General features: G+C 38.8%; 16 protein-coding genes and 1 tRNA gene. 3 read left to right on the forward strand and 14 right to left on the reverse strand.

Annotated elements, in window-relative coordinates; all coding sequences use genetic code 11:
* Position 1 precedes the first annotated feature (1 nt).
* Entirely contained in the window at positions 2-373 is a 372-nt protein-coding gene (locus BUA96_RS14515; RefSeq protein WP_072984258.1) for a hypothetical protein, read from the forward strand.
* A gap of 13 nt (positions 374-386) precedes the next feature.
* On the opposite strand, the gene BUA96_RS14520 is transcribed toward BUA96_RS14515, so the two are convergent.
* The 7 genes from BUA96_RS14520 to BUA96_RS14550 all read right to left on the reverse strand — a co-directional run bounded on the left by BUA96_RS14520 (position 387) and on the right by BUA96_RS14550 (position 5,536).
* On the reverse strand, positions 387-1,730 hold the full coding sequence (locus BUA96_RS14520) for an RNA-binding domain-containing protein (protein WP_072984260.1): 1,344 nt from the start codon (positions 1,728-1,730) through the stop codon (positions 387-389).
* A gap of 290 nt (positions 1,731-2,020) precedes the next feature.
* Positions 2,021-2,680 carry a nitroreductase family protein gene (locus BUA96_RS14525; protein ID WP_072984262.1) on the reverse strand — a complete coding sequence of 220 codons (660 nt, stop codon included), beginning with the start codon at positions 2,678-2,680 and terminating at the stop codon, positions 2,021-2,023.
* Entirely contained in the window at positions 2,680-3,279 is a 600-nt protein-coding gene (locus tag BUA96_RS14530) for a 7-cyano-7-deazaguanine synthase (protein WP_217650438.1), read from the reverse strand. Before BUA96_RS14530 ends, BUA96_RS14525 begins: the two co-directional genes overlap by 1 nt.
* Positions 3,266-4,477, reverse strand: coding sequence for a PfkB family carbohydrate kinase (locus BUA96_RS14535; RefSeq protein WP_072984264.1), 1,212 nt, complete (start codon positions 4,475-4,477; stop codon positions 3,266-3,268). The genes BUA96_RS14530 and BUA96_RS14535 overlap by 14 nt, the downstream gene beginning before the upstream one ends.
* A complete protein-coding gene (locus BUA96_RS14540) occupies positions 4,474-4,803 on the reverse strand; it encodes a hypothetical protein (protein ID WP_072984267.1) in 330 nt (109 codons plus the stop codon). The genes BUA96_RS14535 and BUA96_RS14540 overlap by 4 nt, the downstream gene beginning before the upstream one ends.
* A 4-nt stretch (positions 4,804-4,807) precedes the next feature.
* A complete protein-coding gene (locus BUA96_RS14545) occupies positions 4,808-5,419 on the reverse strand; it encodes an 8-oxoguanine DNA glycosylase (protein ID WP_072984269.1) in 612 nt (203 codons plus the stop codon).
* Positions 5,420-5,463: 44 nt separating this feature from the next.
* Positions 5,464-5,536: transfer RNA gene (locus tag BUA96_RS14550), tRNA-Met, on the reverse strand.
* 128 nt (positions 5,537-5,664) lie between these two features.
* Here BUA96_RS14550 and BUA96_RS14555 point away from each other — a divergent pair.
* Positions 5,665-7,230, forward strand: coding sequence for a DUF748 domain-containing protein (locus tag BUA96_RS14555; protein WP_072984271.1), 1,566 nt, complete (start codon positions 5,665-5,667; stop codon positions 7,228-7,230).
* Here the strand turns inward: BUA96_RS14555 and BUA96_RS14560 are convergent.
* From BUA96_RS14560 to BUA96_RS14585, 6 genes are all read right to left on the reverse strand, one after another.
* Positions 7,227-7,604, reverse strand: a complete 378-nt coding sequence (locus BUA96_RS14560) for a SpoIIAA family protein (RefSeq protein WP_128755730.1) — start codon at positions 7,602-7,604, stop codon at positions 7,227-7,229. The genes BUA96_RS14555 and BUA96_RS14560 overlap by 4 nt on opposite strands.
* A 10-nt stretch (positions 7,605-7,614) precedes the next feature.
* Complete coding sequence (locus BUA96_RS14565; protein ID WP_072984275.1) at positions 7,615-7,797, reverse strand: CPXCG motif-containing cysteine-rich protein; 183 nt, start codon at positions 7,795-7,797, stop codon at positions 7,615-7,617.
* A 1-nt stretch (position 7,798) separates the two neighbouring features.
* Positions 7,799-9,136, reverse strand: coding sequence for a TolC family protein (locus BUA96_RS14570; protein ID WP_072984277.1), 1,338 nt, complete (start codon positions 9,134-9,136; stop codon positions 7,799-7,801).
* Positions 9,123-12,320 carry an efflux RND transporter permease subunit gene (locus BUA96_RS14575; RefSeq protein WP_072984279.1) on the reverse strand — a complete coding sequence of 1,066 codons (3,198 nt, stop codon included), beginning with the start codon at positions 12,318-12,320 and terminating at the stop codon, positions 9,123-9,125. The genes BUA96_RS14570 and BUA96_RS14575 overlap by 14 nt, the downstream gene beginning before the upstream one ends.
* 4 nt (positions 12,321-12,324) lie before the next feature.
* The gene (locus BUA96_RS14580; protein WP_072984282.1) at positions 12,325-13,455 is read right to left on the reverse strand and encodes an efflux RND transporter periplasmic adaptor subunit; all 1,131 of its coding nucleotides are present in this window, start codon (positions 13,453-13,455) and stop codon (positions 12,325-12,327) included.
* An 86-nt stretch (positions 13,456-13,541) separates the two neighbouring features.
* Positions 13,542-15,455, reverse strand: a complete 1,914-nt coding sequence (locus BUA96_RS14585) for an ABC-F family ATP-binding cassette domain-containing protein (RefSeq protein ID WP_072984284.1) — start codon at positions 15,453-15,455, stop codon at positions 13,542-13,544.
* 119 nt (positions 15,456-15,574) lie between these two features.
* On the opposite strand from BUA96_RS14585, the gene BUA96_RS14590 reads away from it, so the two are divergent.
* On the forward strand, positions 15,575-15,991 hold the full coding sequence (locus BUA96_RS14590; protein WP_072984286.1) for a DUF983 domain-containing protein: 417 nt from the start codon (positions 15,575-15,577) through the stop codon (positions 15,989-15,991).
* Here the strand turns inward: BUA96_RS14590 and BUA96_RS14595 are convergent.
* The gene (locus BUA96_RS14595; protein WP_072984288.1) at positions 15,966-17,021 is read right to left on the reverse strand and encodes an NAD(P)/FAD-dependent oxidoreductase; all 1,056 of its coding nucleotides are present in this window, start codon (positions 17,019-17,021) and stop codon (positions 15,966-15,968) included. The genes BUA96_RS14590 and BUA96_RS14595 overlap by 26 nt on opposite strands.
* Positions 17,022-17,077: the final 56 nt, after the last annotated feature.

Here is a 17,077-nt window from a genome sequence, read left to right on the forward strand (position 1 = left end):
TATGAAAAATAGTATCGTTTTCACGCTCGTACTGCTGTTCCTTTCGTGTGCTGATTCCACAACTAAAATTTCAGGACCAAGTGCCACAGCCCAGGTTGTTATCGAAAGTTTTTATGAAAAGGATGAAGAAACCTTAAAAGCCAACTCGACATCACAGGCATATTCCAACTATATGAATACCATAAATATGTTTAATGCGGCGGTAAAAGATGATTCAAACTTTACTGTTTTGCAAGACACTATTATGGGCGACGTGGCTTGGGTAAAATATACCACAGCTTACGATAAGACGCCTGGTGTTTTTAAACTGGTTAAACAGGATGGCAAATGGTTGGCAGATGCGAGAGGTTCAAAGGATAAATCGCCTTTTTGATGAAAGTTGTTTTTTAGGTTTTCGGTAGCTTAATTTCCCAATAACCTTGTGTGCCACCTTGACGTACCAAAACACCTTTGTTCTTGATAGCTGTTATATGTTTTCCAACAGCAGATTCATTAATACCTAAAGCGTCTGCTATTTCATTGTAAGTTATAGATGGATTTGCAGCTATAAGCTTAACAACTTCTTTTTGTCTTTTAGTAAGTGTATCTATAGCATCTATTGCACCACCTGTTACACCACCTATTGCACCACCTTTTTGACCACCTTCTTCAACAGCAGTTTCTTTGGCCATAAATGTCATTCTAAGAAAGTTATCTGAAAAATTAAAGCTCTCTTTGCCATAGTGCTCCAAAATACGAGGGATGCCAGAACCTAATTGTTCCACCAGTTCCAAATCCTTAAAAATCCGCATCAGTTCTTTGTTCCGAGGGACTGAAAAGCCTTCGAAAAATTCCTGTTTGCTCAAACCTTCTGGCAGACCACCAGCTGATGTGATTTCAATTCTATCCGTAAAGATTTCAAACTTTGGGGTAATCTCATTGGTATAGTCATTATGCACAAAGGCATTAATGATTGCTTCACGCAAAGCGATGGGATGCCAAAGGTTGGCTTGTTGTCGTTCTTTGGCTGTGATTTTGGTAGCGGTTCTGTTCTCGACCGCAATTTTATCTATCACTTGTTTAGTGGCCTTGACTAAACATTCGTGACCATATTCATTGCTTTCTATTAAGTCAGTACGGGTCTTTCCTGAATATTTGGCAACTTTTATAGAGGTATTGTTTTTGTCGGCCAACAAATAGCCGGCGTAATTGAATGCACCATCCTCGGTAAGTAGTTCCAAGTTCTTTGCAAAAGCATTGCCGAGGGTGTAACCAGCTTCCTCATAGTAGATTTTCAACTGGCTAAAGCTTAAATCTTGTCGCCCTGCTTTAATCTTACTGATGGAATTTCGAGTACGTTTAGCAAACAGCTCGTCTATCATCTTTTGTGGCATCGGTTCAGCTGCTGAGCCTAAGCGTATAAAACAGCCCTTTTCGCTCATCCCATACTTTTTGAGATGATAGGGTTTCTCGGGACCGCTCGCCACGATGATTTTCAGGATATCATTGCCATCTCTTTCCTCGCTCACGATGTCAAATAAACCCAAAGCAGAAGGACGGATATTATTCTTCAGTCTATCTTTAATCTTCAACTGGTCGCTGTCTGCATCAGCCAAACCATAGGTGTTTCCGTCTTTATCGATACCAATATATAGAATGCCACCTTCACGGTAGTTCAGAAATGCAATGACTTCTTTTTCAAGCCCATCGGACAATTCTCGTTTGTATTCTATGCGGTTTGTTTCTGGCATTCATTAAAGTAAATTAGGGGATAAAGATAGTGATATTAATTTTTGAATGTTGACCTTATCTCACCATAAACCCGCTCAAAATTCTCAATTAGTAAAAGGCTAAATCGCTTTTCAATACAATACTTCGTATGATGATAAGCCAGGTGTTTTTAAGTTGGCAAAAGTGGATGGTCAATGGAAAGTTACGAGCAAACAACCAGGGGAAAGTTGGCCTTTTTAACTAGAACCACTATCGATAACTTATGTGGTAATAGAAGCAAATCAAAAAAGAGTTGTTTATTATCTCAATATCACTGACCAATTAATAAACCTCCACCAGAAAGCAAATTCTTCACATCAAACAGTTGATCAAAAGAACTAACTGCAAGTCCTCCTAAAGGGCAACTTTTCAAATTCAAATAATTTGCTACTAATTGTAAGCAGTAAAGCAAGGCTCCAGCATCTCTCCAATATAGACTTTCTGGATTAGTGTATTTTGTCTTCGTTTTATTAGTTTGGATTGCAAACCAAATTAAACATCCTTTATCAATTGGTAAATTCATATTTACATCTTCAAAAAAATGTTTAAGATTTTCTTGGGACAATGAAAGTTCACCAAGAGAATGCTCAATAGGATTGTAATAATGAAGTAATCTTTTATCTTCTGAAGGAAGTGATATTAATATGTCTACTGGATGCCTACCTCCAGCAGATGGTACCGTTCTCTTGGATATTAAATACCCCGATTCATCAATATCTATTTGTTGAATGTTATTGCTTAAAAATAGCAATTCACTTATTGTATCAAGCGATATACTTCCAAGTTCTGCAGAGGATCTTCGAGTTAATAATACATCTAAAAAATCTCTTTCCTTTTTATCGAAAGTACGTTTTAACCTTTTTTTTGAACTGATTGGATAATCAAAAGGGACAAACTCTTGAATTGTTTTTTTAGGTTTTGGATTTTCCATCAATCCAAGTTAAGCGATTGTAGAGTAAACAAGTACTTTTTACAGCCATTGCAATTCATACAGGGTTCGTTTGAGGTGTGACAAGAATGAGCCCATAGTAATAACGACTCAGGCAATTTAGATTTACGTATTAATTCTATCGTGGTTAAATCTATAGCAGGGCAACTAATTTTTATTGCTCCTTCTTGATACTGAACAAGAGTTGATAAGTAACTGTAAAACTCCATTGTTCCATCCTTATGAGCATCATCAGTCTTAACAGAACCTACAATTAATTCGTTAATTCCCAGAACAACGCCTTTCATACAGGCTAAGGTGACTAATAATTGATTCCTGTAGGGCCACCATTCGGAAACTGGGGACATCGATATTGAAGGTTTACTGCTCATATCTCCTGAACCTAAACTCCCGCAGTCTACCCTAATTATGTGATGGTCTATTGACAATTCTTTAGACACCTGTCTTGCTGCATTAATTTCTGCCAATGCAGCTTTTTGACCATAGTCTAATGTAAAGGCATATTTAGGTCTTTTTAAATAGGCGAGAGCAATTGAGTCCATTCCACCTGATAGTAATATTGCCGAGTTATTTTTTTGCAAGTTCCCAGTAAAGTTTATAAATAGCTGTTGTAAAATCTCTTTCTATTATGCAGTGAGTGCCTTCTAACATTTTTATAGATTCTTCACCCTCCTTTTGAACAAATGCGATCACCTTCTTTTTTTGGCAGATCGCGTAACCCACCTCAAATAGAGTTCCTGAATCCAGCCCATCTATTACTGCGAAAACAATCTCCGATTCATCCAAACCTTGTAAATCTTTATCGACGACATCTTTCGCTTTTCCGTGACCGACATCGTGAAAAGGTGAAAACACTTTTAAACCAATAGACTTGAAAGTATTCCATACCTCATTAATCAACCATCTTTCACTAAACGTGAAAAATGGACCTGCAAGGTAAATTTGTCCATTTGGCACTTTATCTATCACTAATTTTTCAAATGAAAAGTTTTTAAGTCTATCAACAATTGAAAGATCTTTAGAATCACAGTATAATGCTGTAGCCTTGCTCGCTAATATCGCACTCGATTCAATATCTCGACCTTTAAACCAATTCATAGCAAAAAAAGCGGAAAACACGTCTCCTGAACCAATCGTCCAAACGGAATTCGTTTTGAATACTGGTATTCTTACAGGCTCTTTTTTTGCTGGTTGAAATAAAAGGGCTCCTTTCGCGCCCATTTTTATTATAATTGCGGAACACTTTTCGGAATCAAAAAAGTAATCAACTATATCTCCTAAATCCAATAGACCAGTTAACTTTTTCGCTTCACCAATATTTATAATGGTAATGAGATCATCTGCAATAGAACCTGTATCTGAAAAAGAGATTGGATTTGCGGGTGATTGGGGATCATAAACAACCTTGCTACCTTTTACTGAAACTGAAGCTTCTAATAAGCCAAAAAAGAGGATGTTTTTTCCCTCAACATTTAATTCTGGTTTGTTTTCACTAAATAGATCAGACCTTGGAACTATCATAGGGGTTCGTAGTGGATAATCGTAATGAAACTCAGGACTTTTAGAAATGTCAGTGATATTGTTTCTTAGACTCGGATTTAGCCTTTGAAAATAGCCCAAATGCGCCTTTATTTCTTCATCACCACAAGTATGAAATTCAACAGATTCAAAATCACTATTTTGTAAAATTAAATCAACTGCACGAAAACCCGAACCGTAGATATTCTCCCATATGGGTTCAAAGCAAATCTCGGTATAAGTACCCCCAACTACAATCATATTGGTCGTATTTGAATCTTACATTGGCCTCCAGATATAGAAATTACTTCTGCCGTATATTCAGTACCAGAAATTATACAGTTAAGTAGCTTTACCTGTTCTCTTGAAATAATATTTCCAGCTAAATTGCCCTCAGCATCAAAAGCCTGTATAGGACCTTGATCTGAAGCTATAGTGATTTCAAGAAAATCCCCTTGATTCAAACTTGATACAACTTCGGGCTGTGGTGAAGCTAAATTGGTATTAATGATTAGGCCTTCACAATTTTCATTCTGATTGGGGCGATTAATAGATGGAATTCCTCCACCTCCTGAACTTCCTGACATATGATTACTGATTTATTAATTTTAAAACGTTTCGATTTGCTTGCTTCATCTGCAACCAGATTAAAGCATCCATTCTTGAAGGCAGAACATCTAATTCTCCACAAAATTTCAAGAAAATATGCTCTAATTTAACATAATCTTTTTGAACGGAATAAGATTGTTTATAGAGACCCATTATTAGCAAAGCTCGATAGATATGGATGTCTATTATAGCTACATTTTCACTATTAAGATAATTTCTCGTGACCCAAGCTGCGGTTTTAGGGCCAATACCGTTAATTGATAACAACCAATCCCGCAATTCAATGTCATCAAATAATGGAATATTATCTAAGTCATTTCTATTTAGAAATTGTGTGATATACTTAGATTTCTGGTTTGGAAAACGATATCGAATCTTCTTCCCATTTAATTCAAAGGGCTTTTCTAAGCAGGAAATAATGTCTTCATATTTAGTTCCACTTCTGATTAGATTTTTTCTCCTCAAACGGTCAAACGCTGCTAACCCTACTTCAGATTTCAGCCCGAATCCACCAAGCAAACAAGCCACTACTTCTTCGTAGATATTATCTCCAAATCGGTATTCAATATCGAATTTGTCATTTTCAGTATACATTAAATACTGAACCTTCCAGTATGCAGGTGTAAGAAAAAATATAGTAGCGGGAACTGGACTCGAACCAGTGACCTTCGGGTTATGAGCCCGACGAGCTACCTACTGCTCTATCCCGCGATATTGGACGGCAAATATACAACCCTTTTTCTGTTCTCACAAGGGGTTTTGAAAAGTTTTTTTTCACTCCTGTAATATTATCGTTTCAATAACATTTAGTAGGCTGACTATTAGATATCTTTATCAAGATGAAAAAATTTTTAATTGGCCTTTTAATTTTGATTGTACTGCTGGGAGCGGCTGCAATTTACCTCAACACGTATCTAGAAAATCAATTAAAAGGAATAATTGAAAACGAATTACCGCAATCCCTTTCCTTAGAATATAAAGATTTAGAAATAGACAGCTGGCAAGGAAATGCCAGTTTGACCAACGCCACGGTGCGCATAAATATTACGGATACTGTACCTAAAAGCGAAGTAAAAAATGCCACCGTAAAACTTACCGGTTTTAATCATTGGACTTACTTCAAAAGCAAAGACATTTACTTTAACGAGGTCAAGATTCACGCCGACACTCTTACGCACTACAGACAACCCAAAAATAAGGAACAAAAAAAATCTAAGGACAATGACAGCCTTAACAATCCTATTGCTGCTGAAAAATTAGACCGAAAATTTAAAATCAAAGATTTTCAGCTCACCGCAGATTATATACAGATCTTAAAACCTGAATCTGCCGAAGTAGCCTTGCGCACGGCACATTTTGATTTTAGTTTAAAGAATGTTACTCCGGCACAATCGCAGCGTATTCTTCGGCCATTTGAATATGAAGATGTCTTGATCAAGACCGATTCACTCTACTTTAAAATGAATGCCTTTGATGCATTAAAGATTGGTCATCTAGAATGGAATGGCACCGCGTTAGAATTATTAGAAACCCAATTACTCACAGAGGTCTCCCGCAGTAGGCTGAGCGAGCTCATAGATAAAGAAAGAGATCACGTCAATTTTCAAATAAAAAGGCTTCATTTTAAGGATTTAAAATACGGTCAGAGCGAGGGTAAATTCTTTTTTAACAGTCCGAAATTAACCCTTGGCACTCCGGCTTTAAATATTTACCGCGACAAACGTGTAGCTGATGATTACACCACCAAACCCTTGTATTCTAAAATGCTTCGGGAGTTGCAATTTGATTTGATGATTGACACGATTCAAATTCAAAACGGCGCGATCTTATATACTGAGCGTGTTAATAATGAAGCCGAAGCAGGCCAACTTCAGTTTGATCAACTTAATGCCACTTTGACCAATGTTGGCAACACGTACAATTCGGGCGAAAAAAAGACCGCTATCGCTATTGATGCGCGCTTTATGCAGCACGCTCCCATCACTATCGACTGGGATTTTGACATCAACGATCCTCAAGATAAATTTAAATTGATAGGCACCTTGTCTCATCTACCGGCAAACGAACTTGAAGCTTTTACCGGCCCTAATCTAGGCGTAGAAATGACAGGAAATGTTGCACGCACGTATTTTACGATTTATGGCACAGATTACAGCTCGCATATTGATATGCAAATGACCTACGATGATTTTAAAGTTAGCATCTTAAACAAGGAAAAGAAACGCAAGAAATGGCTGGTTTCAACACTTGCTAATATTTTTATTGCCAAGACCAGTAAAAATGAAGAAGGAGGCTTTAAAGAAGGTTCTGGCGACGTAAATAGAGATCAGAACAAATCATTCTTTAATTATTTGTGGCTCAATTTAAAGGAAGGGATGCTTAAAACCGTTACCGCGCTAGACTAATCCTGACTCGCTATCCAATTCATAGCTTCCATACGGCGATCGATAGTGAAGTTGCGCAGGTCTTTACCTATGACCGCTTTATTGAAATTCGCAATGGCGTGAATCCATTTTCGATTGGTTACCATGGCTACTTTATTCAATTGATTTTTGTGTTGCATCGGGAAAATTCCTGCAATAAAAACCGCGTCGAGACTGAAACGCTCAATATTGTTATCTTCTAAATACAGGTTGATGCTGTCGTGCTTTTTAAACTTATCAAGGATTGCTTCTTTAAGTTCTTGAACGGCTTTATAATCCATCGTACCTTCTACGATGTAACCAATAGAATTATCAGAAAGACTGAAATCAAATAACACAGAGAGGGGTTTTAACAAATATAGAAATTTATTGTTCAATGCTTGCTACCTCAAAAGTCATCAAGATGCCGTCGTCATAACCTACTGTAAGTTCGATGGGATTACAACACACTTCGCAATCCTCTACATACACTTGACGCCGTACCGAAGTATCTAATAACATCGATATTTCTTCCCAACAATACGGACACTGAAAAAAATGTTCTTCCATTTTAAAATTCAATATTGAGCAATTGCCCAATCTGTTGCAGTAGCTGAAGTTCGGCAAATTTAGCTTCATATTTAGCTAAATTTTTATTGGTTTGCGCGTTGATCAAATTAATCTGTGCCTGCCTAAATTCTATCGAAGTAATCTGACCAAGATTGAAACGCTCTCTAGACCGCTCAAAATTATTTTTATTGGTAATTACATTCTGTTCTTGAATCTCAAACACTTCCACCAGGTTTTCGTAATTCCCCAATGCATTAGCAACGTCACGCGCCACTTCTAGTTTGATTTGCTGCTTGAGTAATTCCTGATTGTTTTTAGCGATTTTAGCATTCTTAAACTGCGTGATACTTGTACCACCGTCAAAAAGATTCCATCGTAAGCTTAAGCCCCCTTGCCAGCCTGTATTTTGACGCGTACTTCCTCCAAAAAATGCCGAAGCAGGAGAGATAGATTGATTCCAGCCATAAGAACCGCTCAACCCTACCGTTGGTAAAAAGCGCGCTTTAGAAGATTGAATATCATATTCACTTAAGGTTATTGCAGATTCACTTTGAAGAACGCGCACATTGTTCTCTTCAGCCATATCGATATACGATTCTAACTGAATTTTAGGAATAAACACCACATTAGTATCTACCGCAAAACCTTCCTTAAGGTCCCGGGCAAGAACCACATTTAGATCTCGTTTAGTATTTTGTAAGAGCTGTCGTGTATTCATTAGGTTGATGCTATCATTAGTCACATCTACCTCAGCATTCAGCACCTCAAGCTTCGTGTTCTGTCCATAATCAAATTGATAACCCGCCCGCTTCACACGATTACGAGAGATCTCTAGAGTCTGCTCTAAAATCTCAACATTTTTAGTCAATCGGGCTACTTCATAGTACACAGAAAACAACTGCAACACCGTATTTTCAATGGTTTCTCTAGCCTCAAGCTTAGAGAGGTTATAAGTCTCCTTTAAACTTCTGTAATTATACAAACGCCCTAAACCGTCAAACAAGGTATACTCCAAATTCACCGAAGCATTATACGTTTCTGACTTTGCATTATTTAGGTCAAAAGAACCACCATCATCTCTATCTGTACTTTGATCCTGCACGCTGTAATTGGTCCCAGCCAGGCCAAAAACCGTAGGTAGATAATTTGAATTCAGAAGATCTGCATTATTCTCAGCGATCAAGACCGAGTTACCGGCAACCGCAATGTTATAGTTATTTTCTAAAGTCTGTGCTATTGCTTCTGCTTTAGACAATACTTGCTCTTGAGCTACTCCAACAACTCCTTGTAAAACGAATAACAAGGAAAGCAATGTAAATTGTAATCTAGTGCGCTTCATCTTGCTCTTTTAATTCTTTTATAGCTCGTTCTACTTCTTCTCTGCTTGGTTCTTTTCCGGTACGTACCCAAGCTGCTTTGGTTTTGATTGTATTTGAGATAGAAAGCAATAACGGCAGCATAAGTAATGTTAGAATTGTCGCTACTCCTATTCCGTAGGAAATGGAAATCGCCATAGGCTTTAAAAATTGAGCTTGCCTACTCTTTTCTAAAAGCAGCGGTGCCAAACCTGCAATAGTAGTAATACTCGTCAAGAAGATTGCTCTAAAACGTGATTTACCGGCATCTAGCAAGGCTTCTTCAAATTTAACGCCAGCTTTAAGCGAACCATTTAATTTACCTATGAGCACGAGACCATCGTTAACCATAATCCCGATCAAAGCGATAATCCCCAATGCTGAAAGCACATTGATAGGGAAATCGTGAAAATAATGCCCCCAAGCAACTCCTATGATACTGAACGGAATCATAAATAGCAATAAGAACGGCTGACTATAACTGCGGAAGGTAAACGCAATGGTCGCATAAATCAAGAACAGAATCACCCAAACTACTTTATTCGCCGAATTACTCAATTTTTCTGCTTCACGATTTTGACCTTCATAAGAAACCGAAATCGTAGGATATTTTGAGAGTATCTCAGGCATTACATTTTGCTGAATATCAGCCATAATATCTGTTACACTTCCGTTAGGATCAGCCATATCTGCATTGACTTGAATTTCACGCTGTCCTTCTAAATGGCTAATAGACTCATCGCCTCTTGATATGGTGTATGTCGCGATCTCCCGTAGTGGGATGCGATCTCCCGTTGGAGTCACAATACGCATATCATCTAGATCATTTAGGCTGCTACGATCACTGCGATCATAACGCACCCAAACCCGTATCTCATCTTGACCACGCTGAAAGCGCTGTGCTTGCGTTCCAAAAAATCCGCTACGCACCTGCCCCATCACACTGTTTAGATTAAGCCCAAGTGCGTAGGCAGTCTCTTTCAGTTGAATTTGGATTTCTTTGATTCCCTCAGGATCTGTATCTACTACGTCTCTAAGTAAAATGTTATCCTCTAACTGCGCTCGCAATTCTTCTTTTGCAGCCTCAAGTTCTTCCGTATTATTGCCTAACAAAGAAACCGAAATAGGACTTCCTCCAAAATTTCCACCAGAACCAAAGGTTAGCCGCTCTACACCAAAAACAGGCCCTACTTCATCCCGAATCGCATTGGTAATATCTGGTGATGCAAAATCTCTGTATTCACCGGGAAGCAAATTGATACGTAAAGAAGCTTTATTATTTCCGGGACCTACGCGCTTGATGATATTCTCTACCACTTGCATTTGATCTGTTTGTCTCGCGGTAAAATCTTCGTTTACCCTCCAGGCAGCGTCCTCAACCATCGTGATGATACTGTCTGTGCGCTCTGGATTGGTACCTTCGGGCATAAGTAATTCGATCCTAACCGTGTCACTCGCCACGCTAGGAAAAAGCGTCACACCTACCACGCTCCCCATAATCGAACTTATGGTTAGTACCAGCATTGCAAGAAGAATACAGAACGCCAGCAGTTGATTTTTCAGCACATACGTCAGTGTAGGCGCATAGAGCTTATCACGCATATAGCTCATAAACTGATCTCCTTTTTCATTGAAGAAACGCAGCTTATACAAAAACTTATCAATGCCTTTTTTTGATGCAATATCAATTTCAGACTCGTGAACTAAAGCTTTACTGTGCGCAATATGCGCCGGTAAAATGATCAAAGCCTCGACTAGCGAAACGACCAATGTAAGAATAACCACTGTGGAAACTTCGCCGAAAAATTCACCAATTCTACTATCTAAAAATAAAAAAGTTGAAAACGCCAATACCGTAGTAATGATCGCTGAAATAATTGGCGGAATCACTTCTAAAGTACCATCAATCGCAGCCCGAATAGGCGTTTTACCCATCTCGTAATGCTGGTAAATATTCTCGGAAATCACGATCCCATCATCTACTAATATCCCGATCACGATAATCATCCCAAACAAGGAAAGCACATTTATGGTAACTCCGAATCCTCCTGCAAAAATGAACATTCCTAAAAACGCTACCGGAATACCTGCAGCTACCCAAAATGCCAGACGCGTATTAAGGAAAAACGATAAAAACAGCAGTACCAGCAAAATTCCTTCGGCTCCATTAACCACCAATAATTTGGTTCGCTGTTCTAAACGCACCGAAGAATCTGAAGTAATATCAAGCTGTACCGCTTCATAACGCGCATTAAAATCTTCAATATATTCTTTGACTTTCGCAGCTGTGGGAAGTAAATCTTCATTATTCGTATTGCTGATCTCAACGTTTACTGCCAAATTTCCATTGAAATAAGAAGCATTAGGTGTTTCTGAAAAACGATCTCTAATAATAGCTACATCGCTTAGACGCACAAGAGAACCATCAGCATCGGCGCGAACGATAAGATTGGTAAGCTCTTTACCATAATACGCACGGTTATTTGCGCGAATAAGGTAATCTTCCGTTTCGGTTTTTATATTTCCTCCTGTGGTTAGAATGTTGGCTCTAGAAACCGCCTGAGCCACTTCTTGAAAAGTAAGACCGTAAGCTAATAAGTCATTCTCCCTAACGGCGATCTCAATTTCTTCTTCAGGAAAACCGGTGATCTCAATTTGAGAAATTCCATCCATCGCCCGTAAATCGTACTCAATAGATCGAGCAATTTGCTTCAGCGTAGCTAAATCTAGCGTAGCTCCACTTACCGCAAAACTAATGGTTTCCCGTATCGCTTCTTGTTTGGCGACTACTAAAGGCTCCATTCCTGTAGGGAAACTAGGAACACGATCTACGGCATTTTTCACTTCAGCAAGAATGACATTAATGTCCTCGCCCTGTTCAATTTCGATCGTTACGCTCCCTCCATTTTCACGAGAAGTAGAGGTTACACGATCTATCCCTACAAGCCCTTTAAGGTTATCTTCGATTTTCAGAATGACTCCTTCTTCAATTTCCTGAGGCGCTGCTCCCGGATACGCTACACTGATCGTAATGATCTGTGAATCTATAAGCGGAAAGAAAGAGGACCGCATACGTAGGATACCGATGATTCCAAAAATCACAAATGCGAGTATCACCACATTTACGGCAACACTGTATTTTATAAAATAGCTTATAATTTTTTTCATAAGCCTACTCTGATGGTGTTGCTTGATCTTCAAAAATCTTAACCCGCATTCCTGCATAAGCACCGGGAACCGATTTAGAAAGGTATTTTGTTCCGTCAGGAAGACCACTAATCACGGCTTCTTTATCTGAAAAATACACCGGATTTATCTCTACCAGATCCAGCACACTATCTTTCACTACATAGATCTGCGAGTTGTCTACCAGCAATTGACGCGGAATGCTTATCGCATCAGGTTCGTCTCTTGCTTCAAGATTAGCCTGAAGATACATACCTTCTTTAAGCTTTTCTGAACCTTTGACTTCGATGAAAACTCTTATAGTTTGTGTAGCCTGATCTACCCTACCATTGATGCGCACAACTTTACCCATAAAATTTTCGATCCCATTTCGGTCAGAAAGACGCACTTCTTCTCCTATTTCGAGTAAATCACTAAAGCGCTTACTTACAGCAACCTCAAGTTCATACACCGAAGTATCTATAAACTCTCCTAGCTTTTGACCTGAGCGCACTAAAGTTCCCTTATTGACCAAGGCCTCCGTTAAGATTCCCGAGAAGGGTGCTACGATGCGATATTTACCCAAGCGTTGCTCCAAGTTTTTCACATTATAGTATGAAGAAAAGATACCGCGGCCCGTTATGAAATAACGTTCTTTCTCAGAAGCGGTTTCCGGAAGTTCCGGCGTACTTGTGTTGATATCAAAACCATCAAGATAACGCTGCCACTTCTCGTAATAATCCGGATAATCTAATCGTAAATCCGGCATTATGGAAGTGATCAAATTGAATAATTCGCTTTTAGCTGCCTGCACAGAAGCGTAATATTCTGAAGCATCTAAGTTGAGTAAAGTTTGCCCTCTGCCATACTGCTGCCCGGGTTTAAAATCGTGAGCGCTAGATCTAAAAACACCTTGAACTTCTGCATAAAGCTCAAGTCTATTTTTTGCTGTGAGATTACCATTTGCCGGAATGACAATGGGTACCGTGCGGTTTTGAACTTCTTTTACAAAAACCGTTTTAACCTCTTTAACGATTTCGGTAGGCATTTCTTTATCGCGCGTTGCGATAAAATAACCTATGGTGACTGCTATGCCCAATATGAGAATAGCAACGATAGCGCGTACAGCTTGAAGCATTTATATCCTTTTATGAAAAAATTAACTATTCGCAAAAATACCCGACTAATCGAGCGGAATAGTTAAAAAAAGCATAAAAAGCAATTTTAGCTGTAGGATTCCAATTCTATTGATATGGTTTCCCACTTTTCCATAAGCTGCTCTACCTTTTTCTTTTTAGCTTGATATTTATCAAAAAAGTCAGGATTTGAACTCGTTTTCTCGTAATCTGCAGCAAGCTCTTCATCCATAGTTTTCATCTGGCGCTCCAGCTTATTCACTTCAGATTCTATATTGCTCAGTTGATTACTAAGCGACTTGATTTTCTTTTGATCTTTATAGGAATCTTTGGTAACGGTGGTTTCTGCCTTAACCTTTGCTTTCGGATCTTTTTTCTCTAAATCCCTAAGGTTTTCAACAGCTCTTTTTTCAAGATAATAATCAATATCTCCTAGGTATTCTTTGATTTTATGATTTCTGAATTCGTATACCGTATTTGTTAGACCTTGAAGAAAATCCCGGTCGTGCGATACAATTAGCAGGGTACCTTCAAAACGTTTTAAAGCCTCTTTAAGCACATTTTTTGATTTGATGTCAAGGTGGTTGGTGGGCTCATCCATTACCAACACGTTAAAAGGCTGAAGCATAAGTTTTGCTAGCGCTAATCTATTGCGCTCTCCCCCCGACAACACGCGTACATATTTTTCAACCTCGTCCCCTCTAAATAAGAACGAACCCAAAATATCGCGCACTTTACTTCGGTTTTTCTCATTAGCTGCGTCGATCATCGTATCGAGCACGGTTTTGCTTCCGTCAAGATGGTCTGCTTGATTCTGAGCAAAATATCCTATCTGCACATTATGACCCAGTTTTAGCGTCCCTTCGTGAGTGATTTCGTCAACAATAATTTTAGCTAGTGTAGATTTTCCTTGACCATTTTGACCTACAAAAGCGGTTTTACTGTCACGCTCTACAAGAAGATCTATGCCATCAAGTACTTTTTTCTCTCCGTAACTTTTCTTAACCCCATCTGCTTCGATCACAACTTTTCCGGGAACCACAGAAACCGGAAAATTGAGCGTCATCACACTGTTATCATCTTCATCAACCTCAATCACATCCATACGATTGAGCTTTTTGATCAGTGACTGTGCCATCGTCGCTTTTGAAGCCTTTGCTCTAAACTTCTCGATGAGTTTTTCGGTCTGCTCAATTTCTTTTTGCTGATTCTTCTGCGCTGCCATTTGCTGCTCGCGCATCTCTTTACGCAAAACCAAATATTCAGAATACGGTTTTGGGTAATCGTAAATTTTACCTAGCGAAATTTCTATCGTACGATTAGTGACATTATCTAAGAACATTCTATCGTGCGATACGATCACCACTGCACCGGCATAGTTTCTGAGAAAACCTTCAAGCCAAATTATAGACTCAATATCTAAGTGGTTAGTAGGCTCATCAAGGAGTAACACATCATTATTCTGAAGCAGCAACTTTGCGAGTTCAATACGCATACGCCATCCCCCGGAAAAGGTATCGGTAATTCGATTAAAATCTTCGCGATTAAAACCAAGCCCCATCAAAATACGCTCAGTCTCTCCCTGATAATTATACCCGCCGTGAATCTCGTATTGCTGCTGTACTTCATTAAGCTCAACCATCAGGTCGTGATAAAATTCACTTTCGTAATCGGTACGCTCTGCAAGCTGCGTGTTAATTTCTTCGAGTCGTTTTTCTAAAGTTTTGATCAGCTCAAATGCTTGATATGATTCTTCAAGCACCGTTCTACCTTCTACAAAATCTATATCCTGCTTTAAAAACCCGATCTGAATATCTTTATCTGTAGCGATCTGGCCCGTGTCATATTCTTGTTCTCTAGAAATAATGCGTAACATTGTTGACTTTCCTGCACCATTTTTACCCACGAGTCCCACGCGGTCTCCCTCTCCTAATCTAAAGGTTACTTCTTCAAATAAATATTCTCCCTGAAATGAAACAGAAAGGTTATGTATGTTAAGCATCTTGCATAATTTTAAGGCGCAAAGTTATCATTAAATAAGAGACTTTAAAGCATTAAATAAAATCGGTTTTGGTAACTCGTGTTACGTATAGAATCTTTGAAAGTGCGTATTTTTGCAGTATGAAAAATATCTTCAAAGGAAATCCGCTCTATAGCATTTTTACAGGCAGCTGCCCGGTTTGCCAACAGGAAAGTATGTATGTAAAAAGCAATCCGTATAAGTTATCTTCTACCTTAAAGATGCACGAGCGCTGCTCGCATTGTCACACAAAGTATAAAATTGAACCTTCATTTTTTTACGGCGCTATGTATGTGAGTTACGCTGTGGGTATTGCTTTTGCGGTGGCCGCATTTGTAATTTCTTATTTTTTTATAGGCACAAGCTTAGTAACCGCTTTTTTCGCTATCATTGGCACGCTATTTATTTTTGCACCAATAATAATGCGTCTAAGCCGAAATATCTGGATTAATTTTTTCTTTGATTACGATCCGAAAAAAACAAATAAAGCACCTAGAACTTCTTCGGAAAACGCATAATTGATAGTTCTTCATCTAGCGCCTCACCCAATTCAAGATGCGCATAAAGTTGCTGCGCAAGGTAAGGTGCCATCATTGTTCCGCGAGTTCCTAAACCATTAAGAAGCACGAGTTGTTTATACTGTGGATGAACGCCCAAAAGCGGCCTGCGATCACCGGTCGTTGGTCTCACAGCCGCATGTTGTGCTACGACCTCAAATTCACATTTGAGCACCTTTTTTAATTTCTCAATAAGTTCCTTTCGCGCCTCTTTTGTGGGTATCGAATCTTTATCCTTCCAGTTGAAAGTCGCGCCTACTTTATACAGATCAGCGCCTAATGGAATTATAAAAAATGAAGCTTTCACAGCTTGAGTGAGTTTTAAACCCGGCGCGTGAATATCTATATATTCTCCCTTATTCCCCACTAACGGAAGCTTGTTAAAAAAAGGATTTTTATGAATTCCGTAGCCTTCGGCGAAAATGACTTTCTTAGCCAAAATATCTTTATACTGCACTTGATGCTCACCTAACATTTGTAAAGCTTCATACTCAAAATTCTCTTGAGCATAGGCTCCTATGGTTTCCAAATATGCTCTATACGCATCTAATAACTTCGGAATATCAATCTTAAGGGTTTCACGTACTTCGCCGCAGTGTAACTTTGCCTCCACTTGAGGCGCAACATCACTTTTTAATTGTGAATTGAGAAATCGTGATAAAATAGGTTTGTCCGAAGCTTCAAACCAATTGTTCTGATCTTCAACCGAAGAAAACAATTTATACACCTGAAGTTGCTTTACTGCTTCAACCTGTAATCGCGAAGCTAAATCATTAAAGAAGGTATTCGCTAAATCAAATTGCATTTCGCCTTGCCACGGCATCGTATAGCGTTTTAGAATCACCGGATTGATTAAACCCGCAGCAACCCGGCTTGCGGCATCCGTTTGCTTATCTATAATAGTAAAAGTGTGCCCCTTGCGTTCTAAGATATCTGCGAAAGCCATCCCGGCGAGACCGCAACCTACAATGATGTAATCAACTTGCTTCATCTGGTAAAATAGGGTATAAAAAAACGCCTTAAAAAAGGCGTTTTTATTTTATCTCG

Origin of the sequence: Leeuwenhoekiella palythoae (assembly GCF_900130045.1) — a bacterium.
GTDB classification, from domain to species: domain Bacteria; phylum Bacteroidota; class Bacteroidia; order Flavobacteriales; family Flavobacteriaceae; genus Leeuwenhoekiella; species Leeuwenhoekiella palythoae.